This window comes from Streptomyces javensis, assembly GCF_039525925.1.
In the GTDB taxonomy this organism is placed as follows: domain Bacteria; phylum Actinomycetota; class Actinomycetes; order Streptomycetales; family Streptomycetaceae; genus Streptomyces; species Streptomyces asiaticus.
In genome coordinates this window covers 88,861-109,193 of record NZ_BAAAIF010000020.1, presented here as the reverse complement: position 1 = coordinate 109,193, position 20,333 = coordinate 88,861, and the positions used below count along the sequence as shown (strand labels likewise).

Here is a 20,333-nt window from a genome sequence, read left to right as displayed (position 1 = left end):
GTTATCCCTTCGGGGTGGTGTCGAGCAGTTCGACATTGCCGTCGAACTGCCACAGCGGGTTCGGCGTGTCCCCGTCGGGGGTCCGCACCAGGAAGTAGCCGTTCACTTCCTTCGGTCCATCGCCGTCGGCCATGAACCGCCCGTCCGGAGTGACGTCGAGTTGGTAGATGGCCTGTCCGGTGGCCTCGGCGCCGGGAAGATGCCAGGTCACGACGCAGCGCCAGTCGTTGCCCGGACCTTCCGCCGCGACCCTGACGCTTCCCTTGTTGCACGCCGCCGTGGCCTTCAGCTGGGCCTCGGTGACGGCGGGCCGGTTGAGCTGGTCGGTCTGCATGCGGTACAGGTGCGCGAACGCCGTGGCGAGCGAGCGCTGCACCTTGTCCTGCTCGATCCCGGAGCCGGTCGCCGAGGTCGTCGCGGCGACGACCGCGAACGACGCGGCGGCCACCCCGACGAGCGGCAGGACGCCGACGGTGATCACGCGGCGGCCCGAACCGTCGTGGGCCGGGTTGGTGAAGTCGCGCCGTACGAAGAGCACATACGCCAGCGCCGTCGCGACCACGGCCCATATGAGGCTGACAACGAGGCCGATCAGCAGCGGGCCGAGTTGCCGGGGACTGGTGAACAGACCGTTCCAGGAGATGAAGGCGTAGCTCGGCAGGGCGACGCGCACGGCCACCGGAAGCGGCAGCATCTGGGCGACCGCCATCGCGAGCGAGACGAGCACCGGCACCAGCAGCCCCATCGGGGACCGTCCCAGCGTGACCGACCCGAGGAGGCCGAGTGCGGCGAGCGCCAGGGTCGGGGCGAGGACGCAGACCCAGGAGAGCAGGACCGAGACGGCGGCGTCCGACGGTGCCAGGAGATGGCCGTCGAGGCCGACCAGCGGCTGGTCGCCGACCACGAGGAGGCCGCCGACGGTGCTGGAGACCGCGAGCCCGGCCACGAGCAGCAGCAGGACGGTGAGACTGGCCACCGCCTTCGCCACGAAGATCCGCCGGGGCGAGCGGACCGCGACGAGCAGATGGCGCCAGGTGCCGAGCCGGTCCTCGGAGGCGAACACATCACCGGCCACGACCGAGGTCAGCAGCGGCAGCGCCCAGGTCCCCGCGAAACCGAGCATCACCAGCGGCCCGGCCCACCCGGAGGCGAGCATCCAGCGCCCGAAGAGGGTGTCGACGGGAAGCGTGCTCTGCTGGCTCACCCCGGCGACGAAGAGGGCGGGCGCGATCCAGCAGGCGAGGACCAGCAGGCGGATCCGCCACTGGGAGACGAGCTTGACGAGCTCGAAGCGGCAGGCGCGGGCCACGGGGACACGACGGCCCCCGGTCGGCTGTCCGCGTTCCTGTTCCCGGCTTTGGGTGAGGGTCGCGGTCATCTGCCCGCCTCCTGCTGGTCGGTGAGGGCGAGAAACGCGGCTTCGAGCGGCGACACCACGGGAGTGAGCTCGCGCAGCGCGACGCCCCTCTCCACGAGCCGCGCCACGAGCTGGTCGAGGGCGGGCACCAGGGCGCGTACGACGAGCAGTTCGGCGTCCTGCCGTACCCCGGCGCCGTCGACGACCTGGATCCCCGGCACGTCGTCCGCCAGCCGGCGCGCGGCCGGCGGGTCGGAGGTGAGCAGCCGGTAGTCCAGTTCACGGTTCTCGGTGGCCAGCTTGGGAAGCGGGCCGGAGAAGACGACGCGTCCGGCGGCGAGGATGGTCACCTCGGAGCACAGCGCCTCGAGGTCGTCCATGTTGTGGCTGGAGAGCACGACGGCGGTTCCGCCGGCCGCGAGCCGGCTGAGGACACCGTGCACATGCTTCTTGCCCGCCGGGTCGAGGCCGTTGGACGGTTCGTCGAGCACCAGCAGCCGGGGCCTGGTCAGCAGGGCGGCGGCGAGCCCGAGCCGCTGGCGCATGCCGAGGGAGAAGCCGCGGGTACGGTCGTCGGCGACATCGGTGAGACCGACCTCGGCGAGTACGTCGCCGATCCCCGCCGTGCGCGCGTCGTGGCCGCGGAGCGCGGCCAGCGCGGCGAGGTTCTGCCGTGGGGTGAGCGAGGGGTAGAGAGCGGGGCCGTCCACGAAGCCGGCGACACCGTCGGGAGCGTCGAGTGCCCGCTCGACCGGTGTCCCCAGGACCTCCAGGCGACCGCTGTCGGCCACCGCGAGCCCCAGCAGAAGGCCGAGCAACGTCGTCTTTCCGGCGCCGTTCGGTCCGACCAGGCCGTGGATCTGCCCCTGCGTCACATCGAGATCGATGCCGTCCAGCGCGACGACATCACCGAAGCTCTTGGTGATACCGCGAGCCCGGATTGCGCGGAGTTCTGCCATGGGTTCCTTCCTTCAAGTGCCGGAAGGACCCTATGAATTGATCATGCCGCTCAGGGGAATGGAGAGTTGAATGTATGGAGAACACGAAGCGACTTGGCATTCGTGATGTCGCCGCCGGGGAAGAACCTTACGTTCCGCCCAGCATTCTTTGCCATCATTTGATCAAATTCGAATGCTCCCATTAATGCATGGGCCCGCATGACGCCGACGGACCGTCGTCATGCGGGCCCCGTCCGCTAGATCACGATGCTCAGCAGGGCCGCCACCACGAAACCCGCCACCGACAGCACCGTCTCCAGCACCGTCCAGGACTTCAGCGTGTCGCTCTCGGAGATGCCGAAGTACTTCGCCACCATCCAGAAGCCACCGTCATTGACGTGCGAGGCGAAGATCGAGCCCGCCGAGATGGACATGATGACCAGCGCCAGATGGGCCTGCGAGTAGTCGCCGCCGGAGAGCATCGGGGTGACGATGCCCGCCGTCGTGACGATCGCGACCGTCGCCGAGCCCTGGGCCACCCGGAGCACCACCGAGATCAGCCAGGCCAGCACGATGACCGGCAGGCCCGCGCTGTCGAAGGCGTCGGCCAGGGCCTGGGCGACACCGCTGCCCTTGAGGACCGCGCCGAAGACGCCGCCCGCGCCGACCACCAGCAGGATGTTGCCCACCGGCTTGAGGGAGGCGGTGGAGACGGTCTCCAGGGACTTGCGGGACCAGCCGCGCCGGATGCCCAGCAGGTAGTACGCGAGGAGCAGGGCGATCGTCAGCGCCACGAAGGGGTGGCCGAAGAACTCGATGACCGAACGGCCGGTGCTCGGGTCCAGCGCCACGGAGGAGAACGTGGCGCAGAGGATCAGCACGAGCGGGGTGCCGATGATCGTGAGCACCGTGGCCACCGAGACCGGCTGCTCGGCGGGGGTGGCGCCGGAGGCGCGCTGCTGGGCCGCGACCGCCTCCCGGGACTCCTCGGCCGCCTCGACCATGTCCTGCGGTACGGGCACGAAAATGCGCTTGCCGATCCAGGCGGCGTAGCCCCACGCGGCCAGCACCGACGGGATGCCCACGACGATGCCCATCAGGATGACCCAGCCCAGGTCGACATGGAGCAGTCCGGCCGCGGCCACCGGGCCGGGGTGCGGCGGCAGGAAGGCGTGGGTCATGGACAACCCCGCGAGCAGCGGCATCGCGTAGAGCAGGATCGACTTGCCGCTGCGCTTGGCGGCCGCGTAGACGATCGGCGCGAGGACGAAGATGCCGACGTCGAAGAAGACGGGTATGCCGAAGATCAGGCCGGTGAGCCCCATCGCGAGCGGCGCCCGCTTCTCCCCGAAGAGGCCGAGCAGCCGGGCGCTGAGCGCCTCCGCGCCGCCGGAGACCTCGAGGATCGCGCCGAGCATGGTGCCCAGGCCGATGATGATGGCTATGTGACCGAGGATGCCGCCCATACCGGATTCGATGAGCGAGACGGCGTCGGACTTCTGGACCGTGCCGAAGAGTTCGGTGACCGAGAGACCGGCGGCCAGACCGACCGCGATGGAGACGCCGAGCAGCGCCACGAAGGGCTGCAACCGGACCTTGATGATCAGGTAGAGCAGCAGGGCGATGCCGAGGGCGGCGACGGTCAGCAGACCGGCGGTGCCGTGGATGAGGGCGAGCAGACCACCGGTGTGGGGTGGGGTCTCGGCAGCGGGAGCGGCCGCGAGCAGCATGGGGAACTCCGGGATGTGGGTAGGGGGTATCGCCGCACGGCCGGGGGGCCGCGCGCCGGGAAAACCTGGGGCAGAACCTGGGTGGGGGTGATCAGGGCTCGAGCTTCCGGCGACGGGGACGGTGAGGACGAGTCAGCGGTGGAACCCGCGGCGGGCGGGGAAAGCTCCCGCCCACCGCGGGGGTCCGGGGGGTCAGCCCAGTACGGCGAGGGCGTCGATCTCGACGAGCAGACCGGCCGGAAGGCCGACGTAGACCGTCGTACGGGCGGCCGGGGCCTCCTTGAGGTCGGCGAAGAACTCGTTGTAGATCTCGTTGAGTTCGGCGAAGTGGCCGGTGTCGGTGAGGTAGATCCGCACCATCACCACGTCCTCCCAGCTCGCGCCGCCCTCCTCCAGCACGGACTGCACATTGCGCAGGGTCTGGAGGGTCTGCTCGCGCAGGGTGGGCCCGACCGGGGTGGGGGCCTGGCCCGGGACGGCGGGGCCGAAGCCGACCTGACCGGCGACCTGGAGGATGTTCCCCTTCTTCACGCCGTGGGAGAACTTGGCGGGCGGGGCGGTGTGCGTGGCCGGGGTGATCGCGGTCTTCTGGAGCTTCTCGGTCATGAGGAGGTCTCCTCGGCTCTCTTCTCGGGGGTTTCCGCTGTTACTTGGGAGGGGTTCTGCGCATCGTGGGACACCGGGGCGCCGCCCGAGTATTCCCGGCTGATCTCCGCCGCCGTGCGGCGCACCAGCGGCAGCAGGGAGAGGAGTTCATCGGAGCTGACGACGACGTTCGGCGCCGACACCGAGCAGGCGGCGACGACCCGCCCGTCCGCTCCCCGGATCGGTGCCCCGACGCAGTTGATCGACTCCTCGTGGCCGCCGAAGTCGGTGGCCCAGCCCTGGTCGCGCACGGTCGCCAGCTCCTTGAGGAACGCGGCGGCGTTGGGCGTCGAACGGGACGTGTACGCGGGGTAGGTGAGCCGCTCGGCCAGCGTCCGCCGCTCGGCCTCGGGCAGATCGGCCAGCAGCAGCTTGGCCACGGCGGCCACGGTGATGGCCACGGGCTTGCCGATCCGCGAGTACATCCGCACCGGGTAGCGGCTCTCCACCTTGTCGATGTAGAGCACCTCGTTCTCCTCGTACACCGCGAGGTGGACGGTGTGCCCGCACCGTTCGTTGAGCGCCACCAGATGGGGGTGGGCGATCTCGCGTACGTCGAGGTTCTCGACCGCCTGCTGCGCGAGCGCGAAGAGGCGGGCGCCGAGGCGGTAGCGCTGGTCCTGCTGGCGGTAGACCATGCCGTGCTCATGGAGGGTGCGCAGCAGCCGCAGCGCGGTCGACTTGTGCACGCCCAGCCGCGTGGCGACCTGCTCCAGATTGGCCGGTCCCTCCGCCAGCAGCGGCAGGATGCTCAGCGCTCGGTCGACGGTCTGGCTCATGAGTCGGGTACCTCCACCGCTGCGGTCTCGGCCCACTTTTCGGCGGGACTCGGCAGATCTGTCCAGCCGGGGCCGAATCGCAGTGTGCCCCACCGCGTGGCATCGAGTGCCACCAGGTGGTCGGCGTGCGCACGGGAGGGCGGGGTGCCGAGGTCGCCGGGGACGGTGAGCGCGGCGGCGGCCATGAGGTGGCCGTGGCGCAGCCGTTCGGCGACGGACAGCCCGCGCAGGGTGCCGGAGAGGAAACCGGCGGCAAAGGCGTCGCCCGCGCCGACGGGGGCGACGACGTCGACGCGCGGGGCGGGTTCGAAGGTGACGTCGTCGGCGTCCTCGCCCGGGCGGCGGGCGTAGGCGGTGGCACCGGCGCCGCCCTGCTTGACGACCAGCACCTCCGGCTCGGGCAGCGCGGCCCGTATGGCCTCCGGGCCGCGCGCTCCCCAGACCGCCTCGGCCTCGTCCTCGCCGACGAAGACGAGGTCGCAGCGGCGGGCGAGGTCGAGCAGGACGGCGGGCCCGCTTTCGCCGTCGGCTCCCTCCTCCTCTTCCCTCCGCCAGAGCGAGACCCGGTAGTTGAGGTCGAAGGAGACGAGGGGCCGGCCGGGGGCGCGGGCCGTCACCTCGCGCATCAGCGCACGGCAGTCCGCGGAGAGGGCCGGGGTGATCCCGGTCAGATGGAGCACCCGGCCGGACCAGGCCCGCTCCCGGGGGATGAGGGCGGGGGACATGGCCGCGGCGGCGGATCCGGCCCGGTAGTAGAGCACCTCGGCGAGCGGTTCCGAGGCGGCGACGCCGTCCACGGCGCCGTCCCCGTCGATCGACTCGGCGCCGACGGCACGCTCCCCCGCCGTACGGAAGTAGATCCCGGTGGGGCGGCGCGGATCGCGCTGGACGTACGCCGTGTCCACGCCGGTGGCCGCGATCTCCCGTACGAGGTGCTCGCCGAAGCCGTCCGTGCCCACCCGGCTGATCCAGCGCGCGCTGTGCCCGGCGCGGGCCAGGCCGCAGGCGACATTGGACTCGGCGCCGCCGATGCCCCGGGCGAACGAGGGGACATCCGCCAGCCGGCCCGGTCGGGACGGCACGAAGGTCACCATCGACTCGCCGAGACACACGACGTCGGCGACAACAGCGACGCCGTCGGCGGCCTCGACGCTGGGGAGAGGGGACACGGTTGGTCTCGCTCCTCGTGGGGTGGACGGATGGGGGTCGGTCACACACCGTTGACCCGGTGCTGGGCGGGATGTTAGACAGCGCTAAGCGTTATGCGCAATGAACGTTGCAGATATTGCAACCGGAATCGTTATGGAGGCGCTCCATGGCCACCGACCACCGCGACCAGGCCGTCGCCGCCCTCGCGCGGGAGCGCGTCGACCACCGCTTCAAGGGGCTGCCGCCGAACGCCGAGGGCCTTACGGTCGGCGAGCTCGCCGCCGAGCGGCGCTCGCTGTTCACCGGTGGCTTCACCACGCCCGTACTGGCGCTGTCGGCCGAGGCCCTGGAGCACAACCTGGTGGCGATGGAGCGCTACTCCGCCGCCCATGGGCTCGCCTTCGCCCCGCACGGCAAGACCTCCCTGGCCCCGCAGCTCTTCGAGCGCCAGCTTGCGCACGGGGCCTGGGGCATCACCGCGGCCGTCCCCACCCAGGTGCGGATCTACCGGGCCTTCGGCATCCAGCGGATCTTCCTCGCCAACGAGGTCGTCGACGCCGCCGCCCTGCACTGGCTCGCGGCCGAACTCGACGCCGACCCCGATTTCCGCTTCATCGCCTACGTCGACTCGGTGCGCGGCGTGGAGCTGATGGACGCGGCCCTGCGGGAGGCGGGCGCGCGGCGGCCGGTCGATGTGGTGGTCGAGCTGGGCGGCGGCGAGGGAGCGCGCACCGGGGTCCGTACGGAGGCGGAGTGCGCGGCGGTCGCCGACGCGGTCGCGGCCGCCGGGACCCTGCGGCTGGTCGGGGTGGCCGGTTACGAGGGCGAGGTGCCGAAGCCGGACGGCGAGCGGGTACGGGCCTGGCTGCGCCGCCTCACGGCACTGGCGGCCGACTTCGACGCGGCGGGCCGCTTCGAGGACCTGGACGAGGTGGTCGTCAGCGCGGGCGGCAGCGCCTGGTTCGACGCGGTGGCGGACGTCTTCGCGGAGCTGCCCACGCTGTCGCGGCCGGTGCTGAAGCTGCTGCGCTCGGGTGCGTATGTCTCCCACGACGACGGCCACTACCGGCACATCACCCCCTTCAACCGCGTCCCGGAGGAGGGCGAGCTGCACCCGGCCTTCCGCCTGTGGGCCCAGGTCGTCTCGCGCCCCGAGCCCGGTCAGGCCTTCCTGAACGCGGGCAAGCGGGACGCGGCCTACGACCTGGACCTGCCCGAACCCCAACTCATCCGCTCCGCCCGGGACGCCACCACCCGCCCCGCCACGGGCCTCACCGTCACGGCCCTCTCCGACCAGCACGCCTGGGTCTCGGTCGCGGCCGACACGGACCTGGAGGTAGGCGACTGGGTGGCCCTGGGCCTCTCCCACCCCTGCACCAGCTTCGACAAGTGGCAGCTGATCCCGGTGGCAGAGTCGGACGGCACGGTCACGGACTACATCCGCACCTTCTTCTGACCCGCCCACCCGCCCGCCCTTCCCCGGGGCTCCGCCCCGACCCCCGATGGGGACGCCCCCCAGGGCTCCGCCCCGAACCCCGACCCCGGGCCGGGGGCCACGTCCCGGAGGGCGGGTTACCGGGGCCGGGACTCAGGACGGGGCTCCCTCGAGCGGGAGCAGGGCGCGCGCCACGTACCGACAGGCACCTGGTGCGCGACACGCCCCGGGACCGGCGCCAGTCCCGGGCGGCGGCGCTCCGCCACTGGGCGGGGGCCCGGAGGGCGCCGGACAATGGGCGCCGGGCAGGGCCCGGGCCAGGCGGGGCGGAAGGCCCGGGGCCGGGCGGAAGCGCGAGCCTCCGTCCGGCACGGGCGCGGGGCGCGCGGCTCGCGGCTCGCGGCTCGCGGGCCGTGAGGCTCGCGGCCGGGGCGGGGGTGTGGGGGCCCGGAGGTTCCCCACATCAGGGGTGGGTGGGAAAACGGACGGCGCGCCCCAGGCGCGGGCGGCAGGAAGAGAGGGCAATCCCATGGAGCTGGTCATTCGCGGTGCGGACGTCATCGACGGCACCGGGCAAGCCCGGTATCGGGCAGACGTGGCCGTCGACGGCGGCCGGATCGCCGCCATCGTGCCGGAGGGAAGCGGGGCGCGCCCCACCGCCCACCGCACCCTGGAGGCCGATGGCCTCGCCCTCTCCCCCGGCTTCATCGACATGCACGCCCACAGCGACCTCGCCCTGCTCCGCGACCCCGACCACTCCGCGAAGGCCGCCCAGGGCGTGACCCTGGAGGTCATCGGCCAGGACGGGCTCTCCTACGCGCCCGTGGACGACCGCACGCTCGCCCAGATCCGTACCGCCATCACCGGCTGGAACGGCGACGGCTCCGACATCGACTTCACCTGGCGCACCGTCGGCGAGTTCCTGGACCGCCTCGACCACGGCTTCGACGGCCGGGGCATCGCGGTCAACGCCGCGTACCTCATCCCCCAGGGCACCGTCCGCATGCTCGCCCTCGGCTGGGAGGACCGCGACGCGGCGCCCGCCGAGGTCGAGCGGATGAAGGCGCTGGTGGCGGAGGGTCTTGAGCAGGGCGCGGTCGGCCTGTCCTCCGGGCTCACCTACACCCCCGGGATGTACGCCTCCGACGCCGAACTCACCGAGCTGTGCCGGGTCGTGGCCGCGTACGACGGCTACTACTGCCCGCACCACCGCTCGTACGGCGCCGGCGCCCTGCGCGCCTACGAGGAGATGGTGGCCCTCAGCCGGGAGGCGGGCTGTGCGCTGCACCTCGCCCACGCCACCATGAACTTCGACCTCAACAAGGGCCGCGCCCCCGAACTGCTCACCCTCCTCGACGCCGCGATCGCCGACGGCGCCGACATCACCCTCGACACCTATCCCTACCTCCCCGGCTGCACCACGCTCGCCGCGATGCTGCCGAGCTGGGCGGCCGAGGGCGGCCCCGACGCGATCCTCGCGCGGCTGCGCGACGACGCCGAGGCCGAGCGCATCCGGCACGTCATGGAGGAAGAGGGGGCGGACGGCTGCCACGGGGTGCCGATCAACTGGGACACGATCGAGATCTCCGGCGTGAACGACCCGGCCCTCACCGAATACATCGGCAAGACGGTCGCCGCGAGCGCCCGCGAGCGAGCCGAGGCCCCCTGGGTCACCGCGCGCCGCCTCCTCCTGGACGACCACCTCGGCCCGACGATCCTCCAGCACGTCGGGCATGAGGAGAACGTCCAGGCGATCATGAAGCACCCCGCCCACACCGGCGGCAGCGACGGCATCCTGAACGGCGCCAAGCCGCACCCCCGCGCGTACGGCACCTTCCCGCAGTACCTGGGCCGCTACGTCCGTGAGCTGGGCGTCCTCACCCTGGAGGAGTGCGTGGCCCACCTCACCGCCCGCCCCGCGGCCCGCCTCCGCCTCCCCGACCGGGGCAGGATCCGCGAGGGCTACCGCGCGGACCTCGTCCTCTTCGACCCGGAGACGGTGGCGGCGGGCTCGACGTTCGAGGCGCCGCGCACCCTGCCGACCGGCATCCCCCACGTCCTCATCGACGGCCGCTCCGTCATCGAGGACGGGCGGCGGACGGACGTCCTCGCGGGGCGCGCGATCCGCCGCGCCTGAGCGCTCCGCTGGAAGTGTCGCGATGCGTCGTCGGCCGACTGCGGCGCCGTCGTGACTGGTCGCGCCCGCGCGGCGGAGCCGCACATCGACACAGCCCCGCGCCCCTTCGGGGCACTGCCCGAACCGTAGCGGACTTCCTCCGACCTGCTGAGGCGGTGTCCGACGGGGCCTAGTCGGCCGCGCCCTCGGGCGGGAGCTCCGCCGGGTACGGCTCGTCGAAGTCGGCCGAGCGGCTGACCCGCTCCCAGGCCGCCACCTCGGCGAGCTGACGCTGGGAGTAGTCGCGCGCCATGGTCGTCGCGTTCACGCCCAGCGGGAGATGCCCCGGGACCTCACCGCGGTGGACGGTCCGCACGATGATCTCGGCGGCACGCCGAGGGTCCCCGGCCGCCCCGTCCGCGCTCTGCCGCACCCGCCGATTCATCTCCCCGACCGTCGCGTCGTAGGCGTCGGGGATCGGGTGGACCGTCATGGAGGAACCGGCCCAGTCGGTGGCGAAGCCGCTCGGTTCGACGACCATGACGCGCACGCCGAGCGGCGCGGTCTCCGCGGCGAGGACCCGGCTGAAGCCGTCCACCGCGAACTTGGCCGCCTGGTAGGACGCGATGCCCGGCGATCCGCCGACCCGCCCGCCGATCGAGGAGATCTGCACGACGGTGCCCGACCCCTGCTGCCGCAGGACGGGGAGCGCGGCCTTCGTCACGTGGTAGACGCCCCAGAAGTTCGTCTCGAACTGGGCGCGGAAGTCCTCGTCGTCCGAGGTCTCGATGGGCGACACATTCGCGTATCCCGCGTTGTTCACGAGCACGTCGACGCGCCCGAAGCGGGCGAGCGCCGCCTCGACGGCCTCGCGCGCCGCCTCGGGGCGGGTGACGTCGAGCGCGAGGGGATGGACGCGGTCGCCGTACTCCTTGAACTCCTCCGCGAGCGCCCCGGGGCGCCGGGCCGTGGCCACGACGCGGTCACCGGCTTCCAGAGCGGCGGTGACCAGGGCGCGGCCGAGACCGCGCGAAGAACCGGTGATGAACCAGACCTGTGAACCCATAACCTGTGAACTCATAGCGTTAGTACAACACCGTTCTCTTATTTACGCAACACCGTTCCCTTAAGCGGTTCCTATGATGTCCGGCATGACTACGCCCGCCTTCCAACGTGCGCGCAGCGCCCAGGCCAAGCAGGCGCGGGAAGCGGCGATCCTGGACGCGGCCCGTGCCCTCGCCCGCGAGCGCGGGGTCCGGGACGTCACCCTCACCGACATCGCCGGGGCCGTGGGGATGCACAAGTCGGCCCTGCTGCGCTACTTCGAGACGCGGGAGCAGATCTTCCTGAGGCTCACCGCGGAGGGCTGGCGGCAGTGGTCCGCCGAGCTGCGCGGCGATCTCGAACGCCGGACGCGTGCCACGGCCCCGGAGGTCGCCGAGGCCGTCGCCAGCACGCTGGCCGCCCGGCCGATGTTCTGCGACCTGCTGGCCCAGGCGCCCATGAACCTCGAACGCAATGTGTCGATCGACTCGGTGCGCGACTTCAAACTGGTGACGCTCGAGGAGATCGAGCTGATCTGCGACGAGCTGCGACGGCTGCTCGGGTTGACCGAGCTCCAGACCGTCGACCTCGTCGCCACGGCGACCAGCCTGGCCGGGGCCCTGTGGCAGATGGCCACCCCAGGCCCCCGGCTACGGGAGCTCTACGAGACCGACCCCCGCCTCGGCCACGCCATCGTCGAGGTGGCACCCCGGCTGCGCCGCGTCCTCACCGCGTTCCTCACCGGCCTCGACGCGGAGCCCCCGGCGACGGTCCCGGACAACACTGACGACGCCCCGTAGCGGCCGATCCGGACCGCACCCCGAGCCGGTCGGCGAGAGTTCGCGGGCCGGGGCAGGCGGTTCATGCCGACGCTGCCGGCCCGGCGCACGACTGGCCGCCCGAACCGCCCGCGACGGCGGAGTGCTGAGACGGCGGGGTCGCGCGGGCACCGCGCTGACCCCGGGAACCCGAGCCTCAGCCCCGCAGCTCCGCCTCCACGAAGCGCCGCAGGTGGCGGCGGGCATCAGCCACACTCAGGGCCGGGACCTGGCGGAGGCGGCGCAGGGCGAGGCCGTCGGCCAGGGCGGAGAAGCGGTGGGCGAAGTCGGCCGGGTCGTCGCAGCGGAAGTCGCCCTCGGCCCGGCCCCGTTCCACCAGGGCCCGGATCTCGCCGTGCCAGCTCTCGTACCGCTCGGCCTGGCCACGGGCGAAGGTCTGGTCCCGTTCGCCCGCGTTCCAGTAGTCGAACCACATCCGCCAGTGCCGGTCCGTGTCCTCCGTGAAGAGCGCGTCGATGAGCAGCAGCAGCCCCTCAGCCCCGCTGGTGGCCTGCCCCGCGGCGTCGCTCAGCGCGGCGTAGTAGCGCTCGATGTGCAGCACCATCGCCTCGGAGAGGACTTCCTGCACGCTCTCGAAGTGGTACGTGACCGTGCCGACCGACACCCCGGCCGCGGCCGCCACCTCGCGCACCCCCACCGCCTTGGTGCCGCGCTCCGCGATGAGCGGCACCGCGGCCTCCACGATCAGCCGGCGGCGCACCTCGGTGGGCTGCCGGGTGCGGGCGGAGGCAGCGACGGCGCGGCGCGGCGGGCGGCGTTCGGAGCGCGACGTCACGCGGACGTCCTCGGTGTGGTGCGGTGCCATGCGCGCGTGGCCACTGTCTCTCCGTTCGCCCGTGCCTCGATGCTGCTGTCCATGATGAATTCCTCCGCCGTGGCCCGCAGTTCCATGGCGGTGACGACTTCCGCCGCCCAGTCCCCGCGCCGCAGCCGGATGGTCCACCGAGAGCTTGCCACGGCCGACAGCGGATCGCCGGACCGGATGCGGTAGGTCTCGCGGGCGCTCTCCTCGTAGCGCAGTCCGTCCGGATAGGTGCGGGAGCCGCCGTAGTTGGGATCCACCTCCAGCACATACTCCCCCGTGGCGACGTCATGGGTGACGGTGCGCTCGGGCCGGGGTTCGGCGGGCGGGTCGACGGTCACGGGGAGCGGCGGGGCCTGCTCCGGCTCCTCGAAGGTGATCGGCGGACGGCCCGCGTCGGCGCCCGGGTCCCGTACGGGCAGCAGCAGCGCGCTCTGACCGGGCCGTACGGTCAGCCGGCCGCGCTCGCCGTGCGGCCAGACCCACGGCCAGTACGCGTCGGAGACGGCGACCCTGACGCGGTGGCCGGGCGGGAAGGCGTACCCCGTGGCGTTCAGCTCGAACTCCACGTCCTCGGCACGCCCCGGCCGCCACTCCACCGCCTGCTCCCGCCCCTTCCGGGACAGCAGGTTGAGCACCCCACGGGTGACGAGGGTGGAGGAGCCGTCGGGCGCCACATCGCAGACCCGGGCGATCACATGGGCGCGCGGGGTGGCGCTGTCCAGCCGCAGCCGTACCCGGGGGCGGCCCAGGATCTCCACCCGCTCGTCCAGCGGCGCCGAGTCGAAGCAGACCGAACGGCCGTCCTCCTCGCGCTGGTCGGGCGGCAGATCGGTGGCGTTGCCGAAGGGGAAGAAGCGGCCCGCGTCCAGCCCGGTGTGCAGCGGCGAGCGCACGATCACCGGCTCGTCGGCCGGGCCGCCGAGGGGGCGTTCGTCCCAACTGACGGACGGCGAGGGCCAGGTGTCCTCGCCGACCCAGCGGCCGGGCATCGTCTCGTACGAGGTGGCGGGCGGTACGGGGTCGTTGATCCAGGCGCGGAGGATCGGCTCGTCCAGCACGCCGGTCGGCTCGTCCTTGAGCCAGTGGTCCCACCAGCGCAGGGTCTCCTGGAGGAAGCCGATCGCCGGGCCCGGGGGCAGCCCCCGGTCCGGGTACTGGTGCGACCAGGGGCCGATCAGCCCGCGTACGGGCGCGTCGAGGTGCTCCAGCAGCCGCAGCACGGTGTCCCGGTACGGATCGGCCCAGCCGCCGACCGCGAGCACGGCGGCCTCGATCGCGCCGTAGTCCTCGCAGACGCTGCCGTGCCGCCAGTAGTCATCCCGCTCCTGGTGGGCGAGCCAGGTGTGCAGATACGGCTCCAGCGCGTCGAGCCGCTCCCGCCACATGGGCAGCCAGCGGTCCTCGCCGACGGAGGTGGGGTGCGGGGGGCGGGCCGTGAACGCGAGCATGGTCCCGGCCCACGCGAGCATGTCGATGCCGAGGACGGCGCCGCCGGTGTAGTGGACGTCGTTGTCGTAACGGTCGTCGGTGGAACAGACCGTGACGATCGCCTTCAGCGGCGCGGGGCGCAGGGCGGCGATCTGGAGCGAGTTGAAACCGCCCCAGGAGATCCCGAACATCCCCACCTTGCCGGTGCACCAGGGCTGTGCGGCCAGCCAGTTGACGACGTCGACGCCGTCGGCGAGCTCGGTCGCGGTGTACTCGTCGAGCATCACGCCCTCGGAGTCGCCGCTGCCGCGCAGGTCGACGCGTACGGAGGCGTAGCCGTGCCCGGCGTACCAGGGGTGACGCTGCGCGTCGCGGGGGGCGGTCCAGTCGCTCTTGCGGTACGGAAGGTATTCGAGCAGGGCGGGGACGGGGGTGGTTTCGGCGTTCGCCGGGCGCCAGATGCGGGCGTGCAGCCGTGTGGTCCCGTCCCGGGTGGGGATCCACGCGTCCTCGACCAGCACCTCACGGTCGAATGTCTCGCGGTACTTCACGCTTCTCCCTTTTTGCGCCTAAGCCGGCGCCGCTCTCGCGGACCTGGTTCTCGCCGTTGGGGTTTCTCAATGAGTGGTTGCGGCAACGGACGAGGGCTCACCAGAACAGCCTGCCAACGGCTAACCATCCGTCGACCGCCAGCGTCGCACCCGGTGGCCACCACCCAACTCGCTCCAGAGCTCGCCCGGCTCCGCCACGTCCTCCCACTCCTCAGCCGAGACCACCACCCCCTCCGCCTCCGGATCCGGCTCCAGCGCCGCCGCCATCAGCGCCCTCGTATACGGGTGGCCCGGAGCCGCGAAGACCGCGTCCGTCGGGCCCTCCTCCACCACCACCCCGTGCCGCAGCACCACCACCCGGTCCGCGATCCCCCGCACCACCGCCAGGTCGTGGCTGATGAACAGGCAGGCCAGTGCACGCTCCCGGCGCAGGTCGTCCAGCAGACGCAACACATCGGCCTGTACGGACACGTCCAGCGCCGTCGTGATCTCGTCCGCGATCAGCAGATCGGGCTCACCGGCCAGCGCCCGCGCGATGCCGATGCGCTGGCGCTGGCCGCCGGAGAGCTGGGCGGGGAGTCGGTCGGCGAAGTCGGGGTCGAGGCGGACGTCGGCGATCAGCTGACGGGCGCGCGACGCCGCCTCGCCCCGCGACCGGGCCGTACCGAAGAAGCGCAGCGGCCGCCGTACCGCGTCGCCCACCGAGCGCCGCGGATTGAGCGAGGTGTCGGCGTTCTGGAAGACGAGCTGGACGGTGCGGCGCAGGGCGAGCGGGCGCCGCCGCGCGGGGGCGCTCAGGTCCCCGTCACGGCCGGACGAACCGCCGGGCAGGCCGCCCGACCCGCCCCCACCCCCAGCCCTCATCGTCCCGCCCGACGGCACCCGCAACCCCGCCAGCGACCACGCGATCGTCGACTTACCGCTCCCCGACTCGCCCACCAGCGCCAGCACCTCACCGCGCCGCACGCTGAAGGAGACCCCGTCCACGGCACGGCTGGCCCCGTAGTCGATCGTCACCTCCCGTACGTCGACCACGTCGACCACGTCGACCACGTCCACCGCGCCGGCCGCGTCCACCGCGCCCACCGCGCCCGCCCTCGGCCGGATCTCCCGCGTACCGTCCTCCCCCACCACCGCGAGTCCCGCATCCGCGATGCGCGGGACGCTGGCCAGCAGCCGACGGGTGTAAGGATCAGCGGGGGCGGCGAACAGCCGCCGCGTGGGGGCGGCCTCGACCACCCGCCCGGCGCTCAGCACGCACACCTCGTCGGCCATCCGCGCGACCACGCCCAGGTCATGGCTGACCAGGACGGCGGCGAGGCCGAGTTCCTCGCGGAGGGCGCCGATCAGGTCCAGCACCCCACGCTGAGTGATCACATCGAGACCGGTCGTGGGCTCGTCCAGCACGAGCACCTTGGGCCGGGCCGCGATCGCCATGGCGATGGCGACCCGCTGCTGCTGCCCGCCGGAGAGTTCATGCGGATAGCGGCGGGCGAGTTCGCGCGGGCGCTCCAGCCGCACCTGCTCCAACAGGTCCGTGACGGGCACCTCGCCGCCCGCCTCCGCGATCTGCCGTCCGATCCGCATGGACGGCGTCAGGGCATGGCCCGCGTTCTGCGCGACCATCGCGACCGTACCGCCGCGCAGCCGCCGCAACTCCCGCGCGGACAGTGCGAAGACGTCCTCGCCGTCCACCGAGACGCGCCCGCCCGTGATCCTGGAGCCATGCCGCAGATGTCCCAGAAGCGTCGCGGCGACCGTCGACTTGCCGCTGCCGGACTCGCCGACCAGGGCCAGCGTCCGGCCGCGGCTCACCTCCAGCGACACCTCCCGGACGACGGGTATCTCGCGCCCGCCCGAGCGGTACGCCACGGACAGCGCGTCCACCGACACGATGGGGGCCTTTGGAGACGTGGTCATCAGACGCCCTCCCTGATCCGGTCCACGCCCCACGCCTTGGACAGGCCGTCGGCCGCGAGGTTGAGCCCGACCACCATCGTGGCCAGGCCGATGATCGGCGCCAGGCTCGCCATCGGCACCACGGTGATCGCGGTGCGGTTCTCCGAGACCATCAGCCCCCAGTCCGGAGTGGGCGGATCCGCGCCGAAGCCGAGGAACGACAGCGAGGAGATCAGCAGCACCACCCATGACGCGCGCATCGCGAACTCGACGCACACCACATCGCTGATGTTGGGCAGCACCTCGCGCCGCAGAATCGCCCAGGTGCTCTCGCCCCGGGCCCGCGTCGCGGTGACGTAGTCCTGCGGCACGACGGCGAGCGCGGCCCCCCGCACCACCCGCACCACCTGGGGAACGCAGACGACGGCGATGGCCAGCACGATGACCGAGGACCCGGTGCCCAGCGCGGTGACGATCACCAGCAGGACGAGGATCGCGGGGATGGACAGCACCGCGTCCAGGAGGCGCATGACCACATCGTCCAGCCAGCCGCCGCGCAGCGCGGCCGCACATCCGAGGACGGTGCCGAGCGCGATGGTGATGAGGGTCGCGGTGACCGAGACGCCGAGCGCGTACCGGCCGCCGTACAGCACCCGGGTCAGCACGTCGCGCCCGTACTGGTCGGTGCCCGCCCAGTGGTCGGCGCTCGGCCCGAGCAGCGCGTGCGAGGCGTCGCCGGTGGTGGGGTGGTACGGCGTGAGCAGCGGGGCGAGCAGCGCGACCACCACGTGAACGGCCACGATCGCGAGCCCGATGACGGCCGGGCGGGAGGAGCGCACCGTGCGCCAGGTGCGGGCGGCGAAGCCGGGCCGTACGGGCGCGGGACCCATGGCGGACGACCGGGCCGTGCCCGTGGGCTCCTTCACGGAACTCATCGGATCCTCCCTCCTCGGGTGCGGAGCTTGGGATTGAGGGCCATGGACCCGAGGTCGGCGGCGAGGTTGCAGACGACGTAGACGACCGCGCTGATGAGGGCGATGGCCTGGATGACCGGCAGATCGCGGTTCTGCACGGACGTCAGCATCAGCTTCCCGATGCCGGGATAGTTGAAGACGTTCTCGACCACGGCGACGCCGCCCACCAGCCACGCCACATTGAGCGCGATGACGTGCAGCGTGGGCAGCAGGGCGCTGGGCAGCGCGTGCCGGGTGACCACGCGCCAGGTGGTCAGCCCCTTGAGCCGGGCCGTGGTGACGTATTCGCTCGCCATGACGTCGATCACCGAGGTGCGGGCCATCCGCACGATGTACGCGGCCATGACGATCGCGAGCGAGGCGGCGGGCAGCCACACCGCCGGGAGCAGCTGCCCGAACCCGGCCCCCGGCCCGTACAGCACCACGGCGGGCAGCACCGGCACGGTGACGGAGAAGGCGAGCACCAGCACCGTGGCCACGACGAATTCGGGGACGCTCATCCCGACCAGGCTGACCGTGGAGATCAGATGGTCCGGCCAGCGGTCGCGGTAGAGCCCGGCCACGACGCCGAGGACGACCGAGCCGGTGACCGCGAAGAGGACGGTGACGACGGCGATCAGGGCGGAGTTGCCGAGGTACTGGGCGACCTCGCCGCCCACCGGCTTGGTGGTGACCAGCGAGGTGCCGAAGTCCCCGTGCACCGCGCCCTTGATCCAGTCGAAGTACCGCTCCCAGGCGGGCTGGTCGAGGCCCATCTGCTTGCGCAGCGCGGCGACCGCGTCGGGGGTGGCGTCCCGGCCGAGCACCTGCGTGGCGACATCGCCGGGCAGCGCCTGGACGGCCAGGAAGACCATGACCGAGGAGAGCAGCAGGGTGCCGAGCGCGGCGACCACCCGGCGCAGGAGGAAGGAGAACATCACGCCCCCTTCAGCCCGATGTGGAGGTAGTCGAACTCGAAGCCGTGCTCGGCGTAGCCGCGCACCTTCCGGGAGATCCCGACGAGCCGGTCGGCGAACATCGGGGTGATCGCCCCGCCCCGCTCGACGACGAGCGTCTGCGCCTGTCCGTAGAGCTCGCGCCTGCGGCTCTCGTCGATCTCCCGGCGGGCCCGGTCGAGCAGCGCGTCGAACTCCTTGTCCGACCAGGCGGTCTCGTTGTACGAGGAGCCGCCGCGGAAGACCTGGTTGAGCAGCTGGTCGACGGGGCGCCCGGTGTACCAGTAGGTGGCCATGAGCGGCTTCTTCATCCAGATCTGGGTGTAGTACGAGTCCGCGGCCGCGGTCTTGACCCGGATCCGGATGCCCGCGCGCCCGGCCGACTCCTGGTAGGCGAGGGCCATGGGCGTGAAGATCGGGTCGTACGAGGAGGTGTAGAGGTCCACCGCCAGCCGCTCGTGCCCGGCCCGCTTCAGCAGATGGCGCGCCTTCTCGGGGTCATGGGCGGGGTGGGTGGCGACATGGGCGGGGTCGTTCGGCGGGACGGGGTTGTCCCAGCCGGCCGTGCCCGCGCCCTGGAGGGCGGCCTTCAGGATGTGCGCGGGGTCGTAGGCGAGCTTCATCGCCTGCCGCACCCGCGGATCGGTGAAGGGCTTCTCGGTGGTGAGCATCGGCAGCACGTACCACTGGGCGTTCTCGGCGCGGGCGATGGTGGCCCGGTCGGAGGCGGCGATGACCCGGGCGGTGGCGAAGTCGAGATTGGTCTGGGAGAGCAGGTCGACCTGCCCGGCGAGCAGGGCGTTGGAGCGCGCCTGCATATCGGCCACGGTGTAGAAGTCGATCGCGTCCAGGACCGGGCGTCCGGCCCAGTGGTCGGCGTAGGCGGTGACCCGGCCGGGCCCGGCGGCGGTGAAGGAGGCGAGCCGGAAGGGGCCGGTGCCGATGCCGGTGCGGCCGATGGAGCCCGCGCTGCCCTCGGGCACGACGTAGCAGTTGTAGTGGGTGAGCAGGCTGGGGAACTCGGCGTGCGGGCTCTTCAGCGGGACGACGAGGGTGTGGGCGTCGGGGGTGCGCAGCCGCCCCGGGTCGACCAGCGGGGACAGCACGGGGGCCTGCGGGGACGCGGTCGCCTTGGCGAGGATGTGGCGCAGGGTGTACGCGGCGTCGGCGGAGGTGAAGGCGCGGCCGTCGTGGAAGGTGACGCCGCGGCGCAGCCGGAAGGTCCAGGTGGTGGCCTTGGCGTCGGGCTCCCAGGACTCGGCGAGGTCGGGGGCGACGGTGCCGTCGGGCGCGATCCGGACCAGGCGGTTGTAGAGCGCGCCGAGGTATTCGTACGCGGACAGCGCGCTCGCGGGGTCCAGGGTCTCGGCGTCGGAGGCGGGCGGCCGGGCGATGCGCAGGGTGCCGCCGCGGTCGGGCCGCCCGGCCGGGCCGTGGGTGGGCACGGCCCTCGACGGGGAGGCGGAGGCGGCTCCCGAGCAGCCGGACAGGGCGGCGGAGCCGCCGAGCGCGGCGACGGCCGCCGCGGCGGTGGTGAGCACCGACCGCCGCGGTATCCCGGCCGCGGCGGGGGCTGTGCGGCGGGAGATCTCGGACAACAACGGGGACATGAACGGGGGCACCCTTCCCTTATTCGTTCATCGGAACGATTGGGTGAAGTGCGTGAACGATAGCCACGTGACCCGTTCGGGCCAACCCTTCTTTCGCGG

16 protein-coding genes are annotated in these 20,333 nt (G+C 72.4%); 3 read left to right on the top strand and 13 right to left on the bottom strand.

Annotation, left to right across the window (positions count from 1 at the left end; translation table 11 throughout):
• Position 1: 1 nt before the first annotated feature.
• The 6 genes from ABD329_RS20180 to ABD329_RS20155 form a co-directional block, all read right to left on the bottom strand.
• Positions 2 to 1,378 carry an ABC transporter permease gene (locus ABD329_RS20180; RefSeq protein WP_198278815.1) on the bottom strand — a complete coding sequence of 459 codons (1,377 nt, stop codon included), beginning with the start codon at positions 1,376 to 1,378 and terminating at the stop codon, positions 2 to 4.
• A complete protein-coding gene (locus ABD329_RS20175; RefSeq protein WP_198278814.1) occupies positions 1,375 to 2,316 on the bottom strand; it encodes an ABC transporter ATP-binding protein in 942 nt (313 codons plus the stop codon). Before ABD329_RS20175 ends, ABD329_RS20180 begins: the two co-directional genes overlap by 4 nt.
• 236 nt (positions 2,317 to 2,552) lie before the next feature.
• Positions 2,553 to 4,025, bottom strand: a complete 1,473-nt coding sequence (locus ABD329_RS20170) for a GntP family permease (protein WP_198278813.1) — start codon at positions 4,023 to 4,025, stop codon at positions 2,553 to 2,555.
• A 192-nt stretch (positions 4,026 to 4,217) separates the two neighbouring features.
• Positions 4,218 to 4,631 (bottom strand): RidA family protein, encoded by a 414-nt coding sequence (locus ABD329_RS20165; protein WP_262702963.1) that lies wholly within the window; start codon positions 4,629 to 4,631, stop codon positions 4,218 to 4,220.
• Positions 4,628 to 5,449 (bottom strand): IclR family transcriptional regulator, encoded by an 822-nt coding sequence (locus ABD329_RS20160; RefSeq protein ID WP_198281850.1) that lies wholly within the window; start codon positions 5,447 to 5,449, stop codon positions 4,628 to 4,630. The genes ABD329_RS20165 and ABD329_RS20160 overlap by 4 nt, the downstream gene beginning before the upstream one ends.
• A complete protein-coding gene (locus tag ABD329_RS20155; protein WP_198281851.1) occupies positions 5,446 to 6,618 on the bottom strand; it encodes a sugar kinase in 1,173 nt (390 codons plus the stop codon). Before ABD329_RS20155 ends, ABD329_RS20160 begins: the two co-directional genes overlap by 4 nt.
• Positions 6,619 to 6,764: 146 nt before the next feature.
• Between ABD329_RS20155 and ABD329_RS20150 the strand changes: the two genes are divergently transcribed.
• Both ABD329_RS20150 and ABD329_RS20145 read left to right on the top strand, forming a co-directional pair.
• Positions 6,765 to 8,054 carry an amino acid deaminase gene (locus ABD329_RS20150; protein ID WP_344316711.1) on the top strand — a complete coding sequence of 430 codons (1,290 nt, stop codon included), beginning with the start codon at positions 6,765 to 6,767 and terminating at the stop codon, positions 8,052 to 8,054.
• A 508-nt stretch (positions 8,055 to 8,562) separates the two neighbouring features.
• Positions 8,563 to 10,170, top strand: a complete 1,608-nt coding sequence (locus ABD329_RS20145; RefSeq protein ID WP_344316710.1) for an N-acyl-D-amino-acid deacylase family protein — start codon at positions 8,563 to 8,565, stop codon at positions 10,168 to 10,170.
• A gap of 169 nt (positions 10,171 to 10,339) precedes the next feature.
• Here ABD329_RS20145 and ABD329_RS20140 read toward each other — a convergent pair whose 3' ends face one another.
• Positions 10,340 to 11,215 carry an SDR family NAD(P)-dependent oxidoreductase gene (locus tag ABD329_RS20140; RefSeq protein ID WP_425574355.1) on the bottom strand — a complete coding sequence of 292 codons (876 nt, stop codon included), beginning with the start codon at positions 11,213 to 11,215 and terminating at the stop codon, positions 10,340 to 10,342.
• Positions 11,216 to 11,300: 85 nt separating this feature from the next.
• Between ABD329_RS20140 and ABD329_RS20135 the strand changes: the two genes are divergently transcribed.
• A complete protein-coding gene (locus ABD329_RS20135) occupies positions 11,301 to 11,993 on the top strand; it encodes a TetR/AcrR family transcriptional regulator (protein ID WP_198281067.1) in 693 nt (230 codons plus the stop codon).
• 175 nt (positions 11,994 to 12,168) lie between these two features.
• Here the strand turns inward: ABD329_RS20135 and ABD329_RS20130 are convergent, their stop codons facing one another.
• The 6 genes from ABD329_RS20130 to ABD329_RS20105 form a co-directional block, all read right to left on the bottom strand.
• Positions 12,169 to 12,807 (bottom strand): TetR family transcriptional regulator C-terminal domain-containing protein, encoded by a 639-nt coding sequence (locus ABD329_RS20130; protein WP_309142909.1) that lies wholly within the window; start codon positions 12,805 to 12,807, stop codon positions 12,169 to 12,171.
• The gene (locus ABD329_RS20125; RefSeq protein ID WP_198281065.1) at positions 12,804 to 14,816 is read right to left on the bottom strand and encodes a CocE/NonD family hydrolase; all 2,013 of its coding nucleotides are present in this window, start codon (positions 14,814 to 14,816) and stop codon (positions 12,804 to 12,806) included. The genes ABD329_RS20130 and ABD329_RS20125 overlap by 4 nt, the downstream gene beginning before the upstream one ends.
• A 120-nt stretch (positions 14,817 to 14,936) precedes the next feature.
• Entirely contained in the window at positions 14,937 to 16,736 is a 1,800-nt protein-coding gene (locus tag ABD329_RS20120) for a dipeptide ABC transporter ATP-binding protein (protein WP_344316709.1), read from the bottom strand.
• A complete protein-coding gene (locus ABD329_RS20115; protein WP_198281947.1) occupies positions 16,736 to 17,605 on the bottom strand; it encodes an ABC transporter permease in 870 nt (289 codons plus the stop codon). The genes ABD329_RS20120 and ABD329_RS20115 overlap by 1 nt, the downstream gene beginning before the upstream one ends.
• A gap of 41 nt (positions 17,606 to 17,646) precedes the next feature.
• Positions 17,647 to 18,606 (bottom strand): ABC transporter permease, encoded by a 960-nt coding sequence (locus ABD329_RS20110; protein WP_198281946.1) that lies wholly within the window; start codon positions 18,604 to 18,606, stop codon positions 17,647 to 17,649.
• A complete protein-coding gene (locus tag ABD329_RS20105) occupies positions 18,606 to 20,234 on the bottom strand; it encodes an ABC transporter substrate-binding protein (protein ID WP_344316708.1) in 1,629 nt (542 codons plus the stop codon). The genes ABD329_RS20110 and ABD329_RS20105 overlap by 1 nt, the downstream gene beginning before the upstream one ends.
• Between the last annotated feature and the right edge of the window lie 99 nt (positions 20,235 to 20,333).